At 72.9% G+C, this 16,026-nt stretch carries 14 protein-coding genes; 6 read left to right on the top strand and 8 right to left on the bottom strand.

Annotated elements, in window-relative coordinates; translation table 11 throughout:
• The first annotated feature begins 17 nt into the window (after window positions 1–17).
• The 4 genes from AB0G56_RS34730 (at window position 18) to AB0G56_RS34715 (ending at window position 3,807) form a co-directional block, all read left to right on the top strand.
• Window positions 18–719 carry a ribonuclease H gene (locus AB0G56_RS34730; RefSeq protein ID WP_360977881.1) on the top strand — a complete coding sequence of 234 codons (702 nt, stop codon included), beginning with the start codon at window positions 18–20 and terminating at the stop codon, window positions 717–719.
• Window positions 720–860: 141 nt separating this feature from the next.
• The gene (locus AB0G56_RS34725) at window positions 861–2,072 is read left to right on the top strand and encodes an FAD-dependent monooxygenase (RefSeq protein WP_360977757.1); all 1,212 of its coding nucleotides are present in this window, start codon (window positions 861–863) and stop codon (window positions 2,070–2,072) included.
• Window positions 2,073–2,187: 115 nt separating this feature from the next.
• Complete coding sequence (locus AB0G56_RS34720; RefSeq protein WP_360977754.1) at window positions 2,188–3,171, top strand: aldo/keto reductase; 984 nt, start codon at window positions 2,188–2,190, stop codon at window positions 3,169–3,171.
• A 135-nt stretch (window positions 3,172–3,306) separates the two neighbouring features.
• Complete coding sequence (locus tag AB0G56_RS34715) at window positions 3,307–3,807, top strand: DUF6328 family protein (RefSeq protein WP_360977751.1); 501 nt, start codon at window positions 3,307–3,309, stop codon at window positions 3,805–3,807.
• Window positions 3,808–3,853: 46 nt separating this feature from the next.
• Here the strand turns inward: AB0G56_RS34715 and AB0G56_RS34710 are convergent, their stop codons facing one another.
• The 4 genes from AB0G56_RS34710 to AB0G56_RS34695 all read right to left on the bottom strand — a co-directional run bounded on the left by AB0G56_RS34710 (window position 3,854) and on the right by AB0G56_RS34695 (window position 7,947).
• Entirely contained in the window at window positions 3,854–4,825 is a 972-nt protein-coding gene (locus AB0G56_RS34710) for an LLM class F420-dependent oxidoreductase (protein ID WP_360977748.1), read from the bottom strand.
• Window positions 4,826–4,863: 38 nt separating this feature from the next.
• Window positions 4,864–5,826, bottom strand: a complete 963-nt coding sequence (locus AB0G56_RS34705) for a threonine/serine dehydratase (protein WP_360977745.1) — start codon at window positions 5,824–5,826, stop codon at window positions 4,864–4,866.
• Window positions 5,827–5,923: 97 nt separating this feature from the next.
• Complete coding sequence (locus AB0G56_RS34700; protein ID WP_360977742.1) at window positions 5,924–6,601, bottom strand: AIM24 family protein; 678 nt, start codon at window positions 6,599–6,601, stop codon at window positions 5,924–5,926.
• 50 nt (window positions 6,602–6,651) lie between these two features.
• Window positions 6,652–7,947, bottom strand: coding sequence for a serine hydrolase (locus tag AB0G56_RS34695; protein ID WP_360977739.1), 1,296 nt, complete (start codon window positions 7,945–7,947; stop codon window positions 6,652–6,654).
• 325 nt (window positions 7,948–8,272) lie between these two features.
• On the opposite strand from AB0G56_RS34695, the gene AB0G56_RS34690 reads away from it, so the two are divergent.
• Window positions 8,273–10,072 carry a M4 family metallopeptidase gene (locus tag AB0G56_RS34690; RefSeq protein WP_360977736.1) on the top strand — a complete coding sequence of 600 codons (1,800 nt, stop codon included), beginning with the start codon at window positions 8,273–8,275 and terminating at the stop codon, window positions 10,070–10,072.
• A gap of 79 nt (window positions 10,073–10,151) precedes the next feature.
• Here AB0G56_RS34690 and AB0G56_RS34685 read toward each other — a convergent pair whose 3' ends face one another.
• The 3 genes from AB0G56_RS34685 to AB0G56_RS34675 are packed head-to-tail and all read right to left on the bottom strand — an operon-like array spanning window position 10,152 to window position 13,659.
• Window positions 10,152–10,514, bottom strand: coding sequence for a UBP-type zinc finger domain-containing protein (locus AB0G56_RS34685; protein ID WP_360977733.1), 363 nt, complete (start codon window positions 10,512–10,514; stop codon window positions 10,152–10,154).
• The gene (locus tag AB0G56_RS34680) at window positions 10,511–11,986 is read right to left on the bottom strand and encodes an ATP-binding protein (protein WP_360977730.1); all 1,476 of its coding nucleotides are present in this window, start codon (window positions 11,984–11,986) and stop codon (window positions 10,511–10,513) included. The genes AB0G56_RS34685 and AB0G56_RS34680 overlap by 4 nt, the downstream gene beginning before the upstream one ends.
• Window positions 11,983–13,659, bottom strand: a complete 1,677-nt coding sequence (locus AB0G56_RS34675) for an FAD-dependent oxidoreductase (RefSeq protein WP_360977727.1) — start codon at window positions 13,657–13,659, stop codon at window positions 11,983–11,985. Before AB0G56_RS34675 ends, AB0G56_RS34680 begins: the two co-directional genes overlap by 4 nt.
• Window positions 13,660–13,891: 232 nt before the next feature.
• On the opposite strand from AB0G56_RS34675, the gene AB0G56_RS34670 reads away from it, so the two are divergent.
• On the top strand, window positions 13,892–14,764 hold the full coding sequence (locus tag AB0G56_RS34670) for a universal stress protein (protein WP_360977724.1): 873 nt from the start codon (window positions 13,892–13,894) through the stop codon (window positions 14,762–14,764).
• 18 nt (window positions 14,765–14,782) lie between these two features.
• Here AB0G56_RS34670 and AB0G56_RS34665 read toward each other — a convergent pair whose 3' ends face one another.
• Complete coding sequence (locus AB0G56_RS34665) at window positions 14,783–16,018, bottom strand: DUF4032 domain-containing protein (protein ID WP_360977721.1); 1,236 nt, start codon at window positions 16,016–16,018, stop codon at window positions 14,783–14,785.
• Between the last annotated feature and the right edge of the window lie 8 nt (window positions 16,019–16,026).

The raw sequence follows: 16,026 nt of genomic DNA, 5'->3' as shown, positions 1-16,026 counted from the left end.
ACCGGCCGGGCCGTGGCATCATCGAGCCCATGCGTGAACGAGTGGTGGCCGCCTGCGACGGGGCCTCGAAGGGGAATCCGGGTCCGGCGGGCTGGGCGTGGGTGGTCTCGGACGACACCGGGACCGCGGCCCGCTGGGAGGCCGGTGCCCTCGGCACCGCGACCAACAACGTCGCCGAGCTGACCGCCCTGGAACGGCTCCTCTCGGCGACCGACCCGGACACACCGCTCGAGGTCCGCATGGACTCCCAGTACGCGATGAAGGCCGTCACCACCTGGCTGCCGGGCTGGAAGCGCAACGGCTGGAAGACGGCCGCGGGCAAACCCGTGGCCAACCAGGAACTCGTCGTGCGGATCGACGAACTGCTCGACGGCCGCTCCGTCGACTTCCGCTACGTCCCCGCCCACCAGGTGGACGGCGACCCGCTCAACGACTTCGCCGACCGCGCCGCCAGCCAGGCCGCCCGCGTGCAGGAACCGGCCGGCAGCGCACTCGGCTCACCGGAACCCCCGCCCTCGCCCGACACCCCCAAGGCCGCCGCGCCGCGCCGCAAGGCCCCCCGCCGCACCGGCGCCACCGCCTCCTCCGCCTCCTCGCGCACGATCAAGGCGAAGTTCCCCGGCCGCTGCCTGTGCGGTCGCTCCTACGCCGCCGGCGAGTCCATCGCCAAGAACGCCCAGGGCTGGGGCCACCCGGAGTGCCGCACGGCCGAGGCCTGACCGGCCCGGGCCCACGTCGTGGGACAGGCCTGCCCCACGACAAGCGGGAGCACGGGCGGCAGTGGCAGTGACAGTGCGTGGCGAGAGGCACGTGTTCTGTTACTCTTCGTTGCCCATCGACCGCTCTCGGTAGCCTCAGGGGTGTGCGTGAAGGTCGCCTGCGTCGGCGGCGGGCCCGCCGGCCTGTACCTCTCCATCCTGCTCAAGCGGCAGGACCCGTCCCACGACATCACCGTCCACGAACGCAACCCCGAGGGCTCGACCTACGGCTGGGGCGTCACGTACTGGCAGGGACTGCTCGACCTGCTGCACACCCACGACCCCGAGTCGGCGGCTGCCGTGCGGGCGCACTCCGTCCGCTGGCGCGACGGCGTCGCCCGCGTCGGAGACCTGACGACCCGTCACCGAGGCGACGAGGGCTTCGGCATCGGCAGGCACCGGCTCCTGGAGATCCTCGCCGACCGGGCCCGCGCCCTGGGCGTACGGGTGGAGTTCGAGAGCGAGGTCACCGCCGACGACCTGCCCGCCGCCGACCTCGTGGTCGCCGCGGACGGCGTGCACAGCGCGCTGCGCACCCGGCACGCCGCGCACTTCGGCACCCGCACCCACCTCGGCCGCAACCGCTACCTCTGGCTCGGCACCACGAAGGTCTTCGACGCCTTCACCTTCGCCTTCGTCGAGACCGGCCACGGCTGGATCTGGTGCTACGGCTACGCGTACGACGACGCGCACAGCACCTGCGTCGTCGAGTGCTCCGCCCAGACCTTCACCGGCCTGGGGCTCGACCGGCTCGACGAGGCCGGCACGTCGGCGCTGCTGGAGAAGGTCTTCGCCGGGGTGCTCGACGGGCACCCGCTCATCGGCCGCTCGGCGGGTGCGGGCAGCGCGCCGTGGCTCACCTTCCGCACCCTCACGAACCGCACCTGGTACCGCGACGGCCTGGTCCTGCTCGGCGACGCCGCCCACACCACGCACTACTCGGTCGGTGCCGGCACCACCCTCGCGCTGGAGGACGCGATCTGCCTGGCCGGCGCCCTGCGCGCACACGCCGGCCTCCGCCCGGCCCTCGCCGCCTACGAGCGTGAACGCCGCTTCGCCCTGCTGCCCGTCCAGAGCGCGGCCCGGCACAGCGCCCAGTGGTACGAGAACCTGCCCCGCTACATCCACCTGCCCCCGCACCGCATGTTCGCGCTGCTCGGCCAGCGCCACTCACCGCTGCTGCCCTACGTCCCGCCGCAGCTCTACTACGGCATCGACAAGGCGGCCGGCCGGCTCGCGGTGGCGCGACGGCTGAAGCGGTGGCTCGGACCGAGGGTCGCCCGGACGGTGCAGGCCCGCTCACAGGCCCGCTGAACCACACGCCTGCTGAACCCCTCGGTCCGCCGTGCCGCCGGCCGCCGTGCCGCTGTCGGCCTGCGCGGGCCGCGCGAACGCCGTCCCGGCGGGCGCCGGGTGACAGACTGACGGCATGAACGAACGTGAATTCGGCAGGTCCGGCCAGCACGCCTCGGTCGTCGGCCTCGGCACCTGGCAACTGGGCGCCGACTGGGGCGAGGTCGACGACAAGGAAGCCCTCGCCGTACTGGAGGCCGCCGCCGAGGCGGGCGTGACCTTCTTCGACACCGCGGACGTCTACGGCGACGGGCGCAGCGAGCAGACCATCGCCACCTTCCTCAGCAGCCGCCCCGACCTGCACGTGCTCGTCGCGACAAAGATGGGCCGGCGTGTCGAGCAGATCCCCGAGCACTACGTCCTGGACAACTTCCGTGCCTGGAACGACCGCTCCCGCCGCAACCTCGGCGTCGACCGCATCGACCTCGTGCAGCTGCACTGCCCGCCGACGTCCGTGTACTCCACGGACGCGGTCTTCGACGCGCTCGACACCCTCGTCGAGGAGGAGCGGATCGCCGCCTACGGCGTCAGTGTGGAGACCTGCGCCGAGGCGCTGACGGCGATCGCGCGGCCGAACGTGGCCGGCGTGCAGATCATCCTCAACCCGTTCCGCATGAAGCCGCTGCGCGAGGTGCTGCCCGCCGCGCGGGAGGCGGGCGTCGGCATCATCGCGCGGGTGCCGCTCGCCTCCGGCCTGCTCTCGGGCAAATACACCAAGGACACCGTCTTCCCGGCCGACGACCACCGCACCTACAACCGGCACGGAGAGGCGTTCGACCAGGGCGAGACCTTCTCCGGGGTGGACTTCGCCACCGGTGTGGAGGCCGCGGCCGAGTTCGCCGCGCTCGCCCCCGAGGGCTGCACCCCGGCCCAGCTGGCCCTGCGCTGGATCATCCAGCAGCCCGGCGTCACCACCGTCATCCCGGGGGCCCGCTCGGCGCGGCAGGCCCGCGCCAACGCCGCCGTCGGCAAGCTGCCGCCGCTGCCCGAGGAGACGGTGGCCGCGATCCGCGACCTCTACGAGCGGCGGATCCAGGACCAGGTGGAGAGCCGCTGGTAGACGCGCCGGCCGCCCACCGCCGTCCGGGCGCCCGGCGTGCCGGACCGTGCGGCAGGTTTCCCGCCTTGCGGGGCACACGCGAGGGATGAGCCCGGCCCGTCGAGGGGCTGGGCCACGGATCCGGGAGGCGGTGCGATGGCGACGGAGCGGGCGGCGGAGGAACGGCGGCGCCGGGGACGCGACGAGACACAGGAGGAGCGGGCCGACCGCATGTGGGTGGAGCTGATCCAGGAGGTGCGGGTCGCCCAGACCGGGGTCCAGATCCTCTTCGGCTTCCTGCTCACCGTGGTGTTCCAGCCCAAGTACGCGACGCTCGCCCCCGCCGACCGAACCATCTACATCGTGACGGTCGTCCTGGGCGCCGCCGCGACCGGCGCGCTCATCGGCCCGGTCTCCCTGCACCGCCTGGTCTCCGGGCGCCGGGTCAAGCCCCAGGCGGTCCGCTGGGCGTCCCGGATGACCTTCGTCGGCCTGGTGCTGCTGCTGGCCACCATGACCGCCTCGCTGCTGCTCATCCTCCGGGTGGCCACGCACGACGGGCTGGTGCCGTGGCTGGTCGCGCCGGTCGTCGGCTGGTACCTGCTGTGCTGGTTCGTGCTGCCGCTGTGGGCCAGGCGCCGCCACACGTCCCGCTGAGCGCCGGCCGGCCCCCCGGGACCTCCCGGCGAGTGCGCCGGGGGGCTCAGCCGAAGGCGTCCCGCAGAGCCGGCAGCAGGGCCTTCGCCGACCAGTCCAGGAACGGCTCCTGCGACCGGCCGCCGATCTGGACCAGCGCGACCTCCGTGAATCCGGCCTCCGCGTAGGGACGTACGGCCTCCACGAACGCCTCCGGATCGTCGCCGCACGGGATCGACTCGGCGACGTCGTCCCGGGTGACGAACTGGGTCGCCGCGTCGAACGAGTCCGGGTGCGGCAGCTCGGAGTTGACCTTCCAGCCGCTGCCGAACCAGCGGAACTGCTCGTGCGCACGCCCGATCGCCGCGTCCCGGTCGGTGTCGTAGCAGACGGGCAGTTGTCCCACCCGGGGTTTGCCCTCGCCGCCGTGCCGGTCGAAGGCCTCCAGCAGCCCCGCCTTCGGCTCGGTGGCGATGACCAGGTCGGCGAGGTGCCCGGCGAGCCTGCAGGACTGCTCGCCGGAGACCGCGATGCCGATGGGCGGCGGCTCGTCCGGCAGGTCCCACAGCCGGGCCGACTCCACGTCGAAGTGCGCGCCGTGCCGGGTGACATGCCCGCCCTGGAACAGCGCCCGGATGATCTCGACGGCCTCTTCGAGACGCTCGTGGCGCACGTCCACCGAGGGCCAGCCGCCGCCCACGACATGCTCGTTGAGGTTCTCGCCCGACCCCAGTCCGAGCCGGAACCTGCCCTGCGCCAGCAACTGCACCGTCGCCGCCTTCTGCGCCACGATCGCCGGGTGGTAGCGGAAGGTCGGGCAGGTCACGTACGTCATCAGCGGGATCCGCGAGGTCGCCTGAGCCGCCGCCCCCAGCACGCTCCACGCGTACGGCGCGTGACCCTGCGCACGCAGCCACGGGAAGTAGTGGTCCGAGATGACCGAGAAGTCGAAGCCGACCTCCTCGGCCCGCACCACGTGGTCCACCAGCTCACGCGGACCGGCCTGCTCGGTCATCATCGTGTATCCGATTTGCACCATGGTGGCCGAGTCCCCGGCCGGCGCCCCCGGAAACGGCCCTATCGATGCAGCCCGAACCGGTCCGCCCACTGAGCGATGTCGGTGGCCGACGCGTTGCCGCCGCACACCACCAGCCCCAGCCGGGCGTCGGCACCGACCCGCTCCCGCACCAGGTGGGCGGCCGGCAGCAGACAGCCGGCCGCGGGCTCCGTCCACACCTTGGCGTGCTCGGCGAGGTCGAGCACGCCCTGGACGGCGGCCCGGTCCGGCACCACGAGCACCTCCTCGACCAGGTCGCGGGCGTGCTCGTACGTCAGCTGCGAGACCGACGGGGCGCTCAGCGTGGTGACGATCGAGGAGAGGTCGACCGCCACCGGGCCGCCCGCCGCGAGCGCCTGCGACATGGCCTGGGCGCCCTCGGTCTCCACACCCCACACCCGTACCCCGGGGCGGAGTGCGCGCAGCGCCGCGGCGACGCCCGCGATCAGCCCGCCGCCCCCGACGCTCACGAGCACGTCCGTGAGCGGACCGGCGTCCTGGGCGAACTCCAGTCCCACGGTGCCCTGCCCCGCGATCACGACCGGGTCGTCGAAGGGATGGACGAGGGTGAGCCCCTCGTCGCGCAGCCGCGCCGCCGTCGCGAAGGCTTCGTCCATGCCGTCGGTCAGATGCAGCGACGCGCCCGTCTCCTCCGCGATCCTCAGGGACCGGGCCGGTGCCGTGCGGGGCATGACGACGGTGGCCTTCACCTGGAGGGCAGCGGCCATCACAGCAAGCGCGATGCCGTGGTTGCCGCCGCTGACCGCCACCACGCCCGCCGCCCGCTCCGCCTCGTCGAGCGAGAGCAGCTTCGCCGTCGCGCCGCGCGCCTTGAACGAGCCGGTGCGCTGGAGCAGCTCCAGTTTCGCGGTCACCGGGACGCCGAGCAGCGCGGACAGGCCGGGGCTCGGCACGGTCGGAGTGCGCACGAGATGACCGGCGATCCGTTCGGCCGTGGTTTCGATCTGCGAGATGCCGATCAAGGCGGTTCATCCTCCCGGCGCGGGGCGGGGGTCCGCGCCACCCCGAGCCTCACCCGCCGGGGCCCCGCAGGTCAACACATGTCCGGCGATTCGGTCCTCAGTGCTGCTGGGCCTTCTGCGGGGTCGCCTCGCTGGGGCGGACGACGACGTGGCCCTCGCCCTGGAGCATCAGCTGCACCGCCTCGCCGGAGCCGCCGCGCAGCATCGAGCCGATGGACTGCGAGCGGTGCAGCGACGTCTGCAGGCGGGCGGTCCAGCCGACGACCGCGTCCGTGTCGACGTACACCGGCTGGTCGGGCGTGACCGGTATGACCAGCGGGTTGCCCTCGCACGCCAGAGCGAGCCGGCCCTGCCCGGTGAAGACGCTGTTGAACAGCCCGCCCCCCGCGATGCCCGACCCCTTGACCGTCTTGATCTCGTACGACAACGTCGCGTCGAAGCACAGTACGTTGCGGCCGTTGACGGTGAACTCGTCGCCCGGGTCGACCTGCACGATGAAGCAGTTCTGCGCCTCGTGCGCGAACCAGGCCTCGCCCTGTCCGCGCACCGACATCAGCGCCAGCCCCTCCCCGGTGACCGCGCGCTTGAGCATGCCGCCCACGCCCTGGCCCTTGCGTTCGAACTGGAGACTGCCGCGCCAGGCCACCATGGCGCCCTGGCGGGCCAGCATCTCGCCGTTCACCACGTATCTGACGCACTTGGCGTTCTCGACGTACATGCCCGGTGCGGTCGCGGGCCGCACCACGTGCTCACTGGAAAAGAGATCACCCTTCATGGGGGCATCCTGGCCCGGAAGGACCGATTCCGCCAAGATCGCGGGCCGGCTCACCGTGCGAGGTCGTGCACCGAGGCCCTCCGCGGCGCCGGGGCGGCGGCGCGCGCGGCGGTCTTCCTGCCGCAGAACGCGGCCTCCAGGGTGGCCAGCATCGTCTCGTGCACCGCGCCGTTGTTGGAGGTGTTGGCGACCGCGGCCAGGCTGCGCAGTCCGTCCTTGCTGGTGAAGGCGTAGGTGTAGAAGCCCTGCACCGCCCCGGTGTGCCCGTACACCGAGATCCCGCAGGACAGGTCGCGGCGGCGCAGTCCGAGCCCGTAGGCCTGGGCGGTGCCCGCGGGGTTCCAGCGTTCCATCTCGGTCAGCTGGGCGGCGGGCAGCAGCCGGCCGCCCAGCAGCGCGGAGAAGAAGGTGTTCAGGTCGCGGGTGGAGGAGATGAGCGCGCCCGCGCTCTGCGCCCACGACGCCGTCTGGTCGGTGGCGTCCACCAGGGCGCCCTTCGCCTCGTCCGGCGTGAGGTAGCCGTGGGCGTGGCGGCCGGGGATCTGCGTGTCGGGGTGGACGTAGAAGGTGTCGCTCAGTTTCAGGGGCTTGATGATGCGGTTCTCGTACTCGGTGCGCACCGGGTGGCCCGTCAGCTTCTCGACGAGCAGGCCGGCGACGACGTAGTTGGTGTTGGAGTAGGCGTAGGCGGCGCCGGGCGCGTGGGTGCGCGGGTGGCGCAGGGACCGGTCCAGCAGCTGGCGGTAGGTGAAGACCTGGGTGCGCACGGCCTCGAAGCCCAAGGCCGTGGCGGCGAAGAGGTCCTCGGTGTAGTCGTACAGGCCGCTGCGGTGGCCCAGCACGTGGCGCACCGTGATCCGGTCGTCGGGCAGCAGCCCCGGCAGGTAGTGGTCGACGGAGGTGTCGAGCCGCACCCGGCCCTCGGCGGCCAGTTGCAGCAGGACGACGGCGGTGAACGTCTTGGTGACGCTGCCGATGCGGAAGCGGTCGGCGGTGTCCATCGCCCGCGCGTCACCGCGGTCGGCACTCCCCTCGGTCGCCTGGTGGACGGTGGCGTGGTCGTCGTAGGCCGTGCGGTGGTCGTCGACCCGGGCCATCGCACCGGGCGCGCCCCGGGTGAGCGCGGTGCGCAGGAGGCCGTCCAGCGCCGCGGTGTCCGGGGCGGGCAGTTCGTGGGCCGCCGGGGCACCGCGGGCCGGGAGCGCGGAGGCGGCGCGGGCCGGGAGCGCGGGGGTGTCCGGCGCCGGCGTCCTCGGGGCGCCGTCCGCCGCCCGCGCCGGCCCGGTGAGCAGGGTCAGTACCAGCGATCCGAGCACCGCGCTCGTGCACGTCGTGCGTGAGGCCATACGTGTCCGCTCCCGTCTCCGTCGGCGTGGGGGCCGTTGCGAGATTGATCACATTCGATCGAGGCAACCATCTCGTATCGCGTCACATCTCCCCGTACGACACACAGTTGGTCACTCACCGATCACTCGTTGATCACCGAGTGGGACTGGATTGGCAAAGGATTGCCCTGGGCGGCACGGAATGGATCATTCGTGCTTTACATGTGCATGGCTTGCCCACAAGGGTTTCTTTCCGGGGCCCGACCGGCCCTCATGGCGCGATCGCGCCATGCGTCGGGGCGGTTGGTGATCCCGGCCGCCTTCACCACCGAAGGAACCCTCAAGAGTGCACAGACCCCACATACGCAACGTGGCGGTCGCCGTCGCCGCGACGACGACCGTCACGGGCCTGGCCGGCCCGGCAGTGGCCGCCCCCGCCAAGGGGCCGGGCCGCACGGTGTCGGCCGTCAGCACCTCCACCGCCACGGTGGTGAGTGCCGCCCGTGCCGCCGCCTTCGCCCACGCGTCGGCGACCGGCGTCGTCCAGGGGGACGAACTGCGCGCCCAGGACGTGATGATCGACCCCGAGGGCGCCCGGCACGTCCGCTTCGTCCGCGCCCACCGGGGCATGACGGTGCTCGGCGGCGACCTCGTCGTCCACCTGAACCGGAACCTGGCGTACACCGGTGTCACCCGGGCCTCCGACCGGACGGTCGAGCCCGCCACCACCCGCGCCGCGGTGACGCCCGCGCAGGCCGCCGCCAAGGCCGCCTCCACGGCCAAGGGCGAGGCGGGCACCGCCCAGCTCGTGGTGGACGCCCGCGGCGGCGCCCCGGCGCTCGCCTACCAGGTCCACGTCACCGACAGCGCCACCACCGAGGGAGCCCGCTCGCGGACGGTCGTCATCGACGCCGTCACCGGCAAGGTGCGCAGCAACACACCCGACAGCGACGAGTTCCTGTCGCCGAAACTGCGCGCCACCCTGAGCCGCCAGAGCGGAACCCTGCCGACGAGGGGCAGCGTCCCGCCGCCCGGCTCGCTCGACTCGCTCGGCCGCACCTCCCTCTCCTCCGGCCGCTACCCGCGCACCACCACGGGCAGCGGCGCGTCCCTGTTCGTCGGCCCGGTCGCCCTGACCACCACGCAGACGGCCCGGACCGGCTTCGTGCTGGCCGACCCCACGCGCTACGGCACGGAGACCCGGGACGCCAGGAACCAGCTGCAGGTGAGCTTCGCGCGCGGCACGAAGATCACCAGCACGAACAACAAGTGGGGCAACGGCGCCGTCTCCAACCGCGTCACCGCCGCCGTCGACGCCCAGTACGGCATCAGCAAGACGCTGGACTTCTACAAGAAGACGTTCGGCCGCAAGGGCATCGAGAACAACTCCAAGGGCGCCAAGGCCATGGTGCACTTCGGCAACGGGATCGCGAACGCGTTCTGGGACCCGACGTGCGACTGCATGCTGTACGGCGACGGCGACGGCCAGATGTTCAAGAAGCCGCTCGTCGCCCTCGACGTCACCGGCCACGAACTGACCCACGGAGTCGTGGACTCCACCGCCCGGCTGGAGCCCACCCGGGTGGACGCCGCCGGCAACCAGTACGGCGAGCCGGGGTCGCTGAACGAGTCGCTCGCCGACATCTTCGGCTCCAACGTCGAGTTCTTCGCCGACAACCCGAAGAACCCGCCGAACTACCTCCTCGGCGAGAAGCTGGGCCTGGCCCAGAAGTTCCTGCGCCGCCTCGACCACCCCTCCCTCGACACCCTCGAGGGCGCGATCGACTACTGGTCGCCGTCGGTGTACTACACCGAGGTGCACGCCGGTTCCGGGGTCTCCTCGCACGCGTACTACCTGCTCGCGGAGGGCAGCGGCCGCAAGACGATCGGCGGCGTGGCCTACGACTCGCCGACCTACGGCGGACTGTCGGTGCGCGGCATCGGCCGCACCAAGGCCACCGCGATCTTCTACCGGGCGCTGACCCGCTACATGGTCTCCACGACCGACTTCCACGACGCGCGCGTCGCGACGCTGCAGGCGGCCAAGGACCTCTACGGCGCGAACAGCACCGAGTACCGCACGGTGGACTCGGCCTGGGCGGCGGTCAACGTCACCGCCGCCAACACCCCGGTGGCCCGTCCCTGACGGACCCCCGGACCCGTGACCTGGATGCCCCGCCCCCGGCGGGGCATCCTGCGTCCCGCAGGGCCCCGCCGGCCGCCGCTCAGCGCAGGGTCCGCGCCCAGTCGTGCGGGACCCGTCCCACCGGGCCCGGCACCGGCTGGTCGGCCGGGTGGGCGGCCGGGGGCGCCAGCGGCGGACCGGAGTCGTACAGCTCCTGAGTCGCGAAGTTCCAGAACCACTCCTCGCCCGGCTCGTAGCTGCGGATCACCGGGTGCCCCGTGGCCCGGTAGTGGGCGCCGGCGTGCTTGCCGGGGGAGTCGTCGCAGCAGCCGACGTGCCCGCACAGCGCACAGCGCCGCAGGTGGAACCACCAGCCGCCGGCCGCCTCGCACTCGACGCAGCCCGGCCCGCTCGGCGCTGCGGCCGGGTCGATGAAGCCGTCCTCGCGGTCGTCGTCGTTCATACCGCCTCCTCGGGGGTGGGACCCAGTGCCGTGCCGTCGCCGTCCGTCGCGGTCAGCGGCAGCAGGACCTTGAAGCGCGTGTCACCCGGCACCGACTCCACCGCGAGGCTGCCGTGGTGCTTGTTGACCACGATCCGCCAGGAGATGTCCAGCCCGAGGCCGGTGCCCTGGCCCACCGGCTTGGTGGTGAAGAACGGGTCGAAGATGCGGCCGCGGATCTCCGGCGGCACCCCGGGTCCGGTGTCCCGGAACTCGACCAGCAGCCGCTCGCCGTCGAGCGCCGTGCGCACCGTCAGGGTGCCCTCGCCGCCCGTGCCGTCCATGGCCGAGACCGCGTTGTCGATCAGGTTGGTCCACACCTGGTTCAGCTCGGCCGGGTAGGCCGGGATCCGCGGCAGCGTCCGGTCGTACTCCTTGACGACCCTGATCCGCGGGCCCGTCTTGCCCGACAGCATCAGCAGCGTGCTGTCGAGGAGTTCGTGCACGTCGGCGACCTGGTAGGGCGCCCGGTCCAGCTGCGAGTACTGCTTGGCGGCGTCGACGAGGCGGGAGACGCGGGTGGTGGAGTCCGCGATCTCGTCCATCAGCAGCTCCGTCTCCACCGTGTAGTTGAGCCACCCCACGGCCCCCGGCAGGATGTCCTCGCCGACGGCCGCCGCCACCTGCTCCAGCCAGTCGACGTCCAGCCCGGCCTGCACGAACGCGGGCGCGAGCTGCCAGCCGTTGCCGACGCCGTGGTCGTCCAGCCAGTCGGTCAGGGCGTCCTCGCGGTCGCTGGCCTCCAGCGGACTGAGCACGGGGGCCTTGGCCACCCGCTCGGCCGTGCGCTCCTGGATGTCGATGAGGTCCGCCAACTGCTCGCGCGTGAAGGGCCCCTCCGCGATGACCGCGAGCTTGTGGCGCATCTTCGCCACCCGCTCGCGCAGCGTCGCCGTGGCCCGCACGGCCGCCGCGGCCGGGTTGTTCAGCTCGTGCGTGAGACCGGCGGACAACGAGCCCAGCGCCAGCAGCCGTTCGCGCTGCCCGATGGCCGCCTGGGCGTTCTTCGACCCGAAGAACAACCCCTCCAGCAGGTGCACCGCCATCGGGAACCACTCCTGCATGATGCTCGCGAACGTGTCCGCGGGCAGCACGAAGAACCGCGTCGGCTCCGTGACACGCATCGAGTTGGTGTACACCTGCCGCACCCGGTCGCCGATGTACGCCTGCATCGCACCCGTGTACACCCCGCGCTGCGAGGTGCGGGCGACCTCCACGTCGTCGTCGCCGACCCGGCGGGAGAGCACGACCGTACCCTCGAGCATCACGAAGAAGCAGGTGGCCGGATCACCCTCGGTGTAGACCGGCCCCGGCTCGAACCGCTCCACCCGCCCGTCGCTGCACAGCCGGCCCAACTGCTCGGCCGACAGCTTCTCGAACAGGAACAGGGAGCCGATCTCCCGGGGGCTGCACGGCATCACGCGCCCGCTCACGACTGCTCCAGGTAGCGGTGGACCAGCATCACGGCCATGGCTCCCTCTCCGACGGCGGACGCGACCCGCTTGGCGGACTGGGCGCGGGCGTCGCCCGCCACGAACACGCCGGGCACATTGGTCTCCAGGTGGTACGGCGGCCGGTCCAGCTCCCAGCCCGCGGGCGGCCGGCCGTCGGCCGTGAGATCGGGCCCGGCCAGGATGAACCCGCCCTCGTCCCGCAGCACCGTGCCGTCCAGCCAGTCGGTCAGCGGCGCGGCGCCGATGAACACGAACACCCACTGCGCGTCGACCTGTTCACCGCGCCCGCTCGCCAGGTCGCGCAGGGTGAGCCGCTCCAGGTGGTCCGTGCCGTGCGCGGCCTCCACGACCGTGCCCGTGCGCACCGAGATGTTCGGTGACTCCTCTATCTGCTGGATGAGGTAGTGCGACATCGACGCGGCCAGCGAGGCCCCGCGCACCAGCAGCGTCACCGACTTGGCGCCCCGTGACAGGTACATCGCAGCCTGCCCGGCCGAGTTGGCGCCGCCCACGATGTACACGTCCTGACCGTGGCAGGCGGGCGCCTCGGTCAGCGCCGAACCGTAGAACACGCCGCAGCCGGTCAGGTCCTGCGCTCCGGTCGCCGGGAGCTGGCGGTAGGAGACCCCCGTCGCCAGGATCACGCTGTGCGCGGCGACCGCGGACCCGTCGGAGAACCGCACGGTGCGGGCCGCGCCGTTGACCTCCAGACCGGTCACCTCCCGCGCGGTGAGGATCTCCGCGCCGAACTTCGCGGCCTGTCGGCGGGCCCGGTCCGTCAACTGGGCGCCGGAGACACCGTCCGGGAAACCGAGGTAGTTCTCGATCCGGGAACTCTGCCCGGCCTGCCCGCCGGTCGCCGAACGCTCCACCAGGACCGTGCGCAGCCCCTCGGAGGCCCCGTACACGGCCGCGCCCAGCCCGGCCGGACCGCCGCCGATCACGACGAGGTCGTAGAAGTCGGCCGCCGGTGTGGTCGCCAGACCCACGTGGGCCGCGAGCTCCGGCGCCTCCGGCTCGACCAGCGGTGTGCCGTCCGGTGTGACCACCAGCGGCAGCCGCCGGCCGTCCTGCCCGGCCGCCCGCAGCAGCCGCTGCCCCTCGGGCTCGTCGCAGGAGTACCAGCGGTAGGGGACCTGGTTGCGGGCCAGGAACTCGCGTATCTGAGAGGACCGCGCCGACCAGCGGTGCCCCACGACCTTCGTGCTCGGCACCGGCCGGTGGTCGCTGTGCCGCCACGCCTGGAGCAGGTCGTCCAGGACCGGGTACAGCTTCTCCTCGGGCGGGTCCCACGGCTTGAGCAGGTAGTGGTCCAGGTCGACGACGTTGATGGCGTCGATCGCCGCGGTGGTGTCCGCGTAGGCGGTCAGCAGCACCCGGCGCGCGCCCGGGTAGACGTCCAGGGCCTGTTCCAGGAACTCGATGCCGTTCATGTGCGGCATGCGGTAGTCGGCCAGGATCACCGCGACGAGGTCGCCGCGCAGCTTCAGCTCGCGCAGGGCGTCCAGCGCGGACTCGCCGGACTCCGCGCGCACGATCCGGTACGACTCGCCGTAGCGCCGTCGCAGATCACGGGCGACGGCACGGGAGACTCCCGGATCGTCGTCCACGGTCATGATGACGGTCCGCGCGGCTTCCGCGGCCTGTGGCATGTGTCTCCCACCCCGTGCGGTCGCGACGGGAGGCCCGGTGCCCCCGTCTTCGAGCCCACTTGCGCCCATCGTAGGTGTGTCCGCCCTCCTTCGCCCGGGCGAGCGGACGGCACCCGCCCGCTTCGGGCCCGCCGCGCCCGCGGCCGACGGCGGTGGCCGGTGGCGGGCTCGCCCCGGCGGTGGGGAAGACTGGGACCGACGAACGGGCCCGCGACCCAGGGAGGCGGACGGCATGACACGGCCGATCACGGCAGGTGTGGACGGATCGCAGGAGAGCCTCGCCGCGCTGGCGTGGGCCGGGCGGGAGGCCGAGCGCCGCGGAGCGCCGCTGCGCGTCGTGCACGCCTGGCGCTTCGAGACCCACGACGCCTTCGACCTCGGCGACCGCGACACACAGCGGCAGCGGGTGCGCGAGGCGGTCGACGAGGCGGTGCGCGCCCTCACCGGCCGCCACCCCGGCCTGACCGTGACCACCGACGTCGTGGAGGACGGCACCGTCGAGGCGCTGACCTCCGCCGCGGCGGCCGCCGAGGCCCTCGTGCTCGGCTCCCGCGGGCAGGGCGCCCTCGTCGGGTTCCTCGTCGGCTCCGTCGGCCAGCAGGTGATCGCCGAGGCCGTACGGCCCGTCGTCCTGGTGCGGGCCGGTGACGAACCCGCCGCCGAGGCCGCCGGACGGGAGGTCGTCGTCGGCCAGCACGGCAGCGCCGACGACAGCGCCGAGACCCTGCGGTTCGCCTTCGAGACGGCCGCCGCCCGCGGCGCCACCGTCCGGGCGGTACGCGCCTGGACGCTGCCGCCGGTCTTCGCCTACAGCCCCGGCTCCCTCAAACTGCTGGACGAGGCCGGCGGGCTGGAACCGTACGAGAAGAAGGGCCTCGCCGAGGCACTGCGGCCGTGGCGGGAACGCTTCCCCGACGTCCCCCTCGTCGAACAGGTGGAGATGGGCAGCGCCGGGCAGGTGCTGCTGGCGGCGGCCGGGCACGCCCAGATCGTGGTCGTGGGCCGCCGCGCCCGCCGCACGGCGGTGGGCGCCCGGATCGGCTCCGTCGCGCACGGCGTCCTGCACCACGCCGGGTGCCCCGTGGCCGTCGTCCCGCACGCGTGAGAGCCGGGGCCGGGGCGCCTACCCGGGTGCGGTGGGCTCCAGGGTGGTGCGGGCCCTGGGCAGGACGTTCCTGACGTAGTCCTCGACCGCGGTGTCCAGGCCGATGTCGTGCTGCGCCCGCTCGGACAGGTACCAGCGGTGCTCCAGCAGCTCGTGGTAGATCTCCGCCGGGTCCATGGCGCCCCGCAGCTCGCGCGGCACCTCCCGCACGGTGGGCCGGAACACCTCCCGCACCCAGCGGTGCGCGAGCACTTCGGGACGGGCCGAGAGGGGGTCGCCCGGGGCGTAGTCGTCCTGGGTGGCCATCCAGCTCTCCAGGTCGGTCAGCAGCCGCCGCGCCTGGTTCTCCTCGGTGTCCAGGCCGGTCAGCCGCAGCAGCTGCCGCTGGTGGTGGCCGGCGTCGACGACCTTGGGCACGAAGGTGACCGTGTCGCCGTTGGAGGAGTGCTCGATCTGCATCTCGGCGACGTCGAAACCCAGGTCGTTGAGGCGGCGGATGCGGCGCTCGATGTAGTGGTATTTGCCCGCCGGGTAGACGGAGGTGCGGGTCAGCTCCCGCCACAGCCCGTCGTAGCGGGCGCAGATCTCGGTGCCGAACTCGATCGGGTCCACCGAGGGGTGCAGCGCGCCGGACGCCTCCAGGTCGAGCAGTTCGCCGCTGATGTTCACCCGGGCCAGGTCGAGGTCGTAGTCCCGCTGTCCGTCGCTGAGCCGGGGGTGCAGCTCGCCGGTCTCGGCGTCGACGAGATAGGCGGCGTACGCGCCCGCGTCGCGCCTGAAGAGCGTGTTGGACAGCGAGCAGTCGCCCCAGGCGAACCCGGCCAGGTGCAGCCGCACCAGCAGCACCGCGAGGGCGTCCATCAGCCGGTGCATGGTGGCGGGCCGCAGGGTGGTCTCGAACATCGAGCGGTACGGCATCGAGCCGCCCAGGTGCCGGGTGATCAGCACCGGTTCCAGCGGCGCCCCCGCGCGGTCCGTGCGGCCGGTGACCACGGCGAGCGGGTCGACGGCGGGGATGGCGAGCCGGTCCAGGTCGCGCAGCAGCTCGTACTCGCGCAGCGCCGGGCGCTCGGCCAGTTCCTTGACGGCGATCACCTCGTCGCCGGCCCGGGCGTAGCGCACGACGTGCCGGGAGATGCCGCGGGGGAGCGGCACGAGGTACTCCTCGGGCCACTCCTCCAGCGGCGTCTCCCAGGGCAGTTCGAGCAGGAGCGCGGGATGCTCCGGGTTGGTGGCGCTGATCTGCAAAGCCATGGCGGAAA

This window comes from Streptomyces sp. NPDC021356, from assembly GCF_040641015.1.
Taxonomy (GTDB): Bacteria; Actinomycetota; Actinomycetes; order Streptomycetales; family Streptomycetaceae; genus Streptomyces.
The sequence above is the reverse complement of the archived record's forward strand: the minus strand, read 5'-3'. Positions and strand labels throughout refer to the sequence as shown.

What these genes read in the sequence shown, in the direction of transcription:
- AB0G56_RS34670 (WP_360977724.1), top strand. Translation starts at nt 13,892, where the DNA reads ATGACACGGCCGATCACGGCAGGTGTGGACGGATCGCAGGAGAGCCTC.
- AB0G56_RS34665 (WP_360977721.1), bottom strand. Translation starts at nt 16,018, where the DNA reads ATGGCTTTGCAGATCAGCGCCACCAACCCGGAGCATCCCGCGCTCCTG.
- AB0G56_RS34710 (WP_360977748.1), bottom strand. Translation starts at nt 4,825, where the DNA reads ATGGTGCAAATCGGATACACGATGATGACCGAGCAGGCCGGTCCGCGT.
- AB0G56_RS34685 (WP_360977733.1), bottom strand. Translation starts at nt 10,514, where the DNA reads ATGAACGACGACGACCGCGAGGACGGCTTCATCGACCCGGCCGCAGCG.
- AB0G56_RS34715 (WP_360977751.1), top strand. Translation starts at nt 3,307, where the DNA reads ATGGCGACGGAGCGGGCGGCGGAGGAACGGCGGCGCCGGGGACGCGAC.
- AB0G56_RS34675 (WP_360977727.1), bottom strand. Translation starts at nt 13,659, where the DNA reads ATGCCACAGGCCGCGGAAGCCGCGCGGACCGTCATCATGACCGTGGAC.
- AB0G56_RS34695 (WP_360977739.1), bottom strand. Translation starts at nt 7,947, where the DNA reads ATGGCCTCACGCACGACGTGCACGAGCGCGGTGCTCGGATCGCTGGTA.
- AB0G56_RS34700 (WP_360977742.1), bottom strand. Translation starts at nt 6,601, where the DNA reads ATGAAGGGTGATCTCTTTTCCAGTGAGCACGTGGTGCGGCCCGCGACC.
- AB0G56_RS34720 (WP_360977754.1), top strand. Translation starts at nt 2,188, where the DNA reads ATGAACGAACGTGAATTCGGCAGGTCCGGCCAGCACGCCTCGGTCGTC.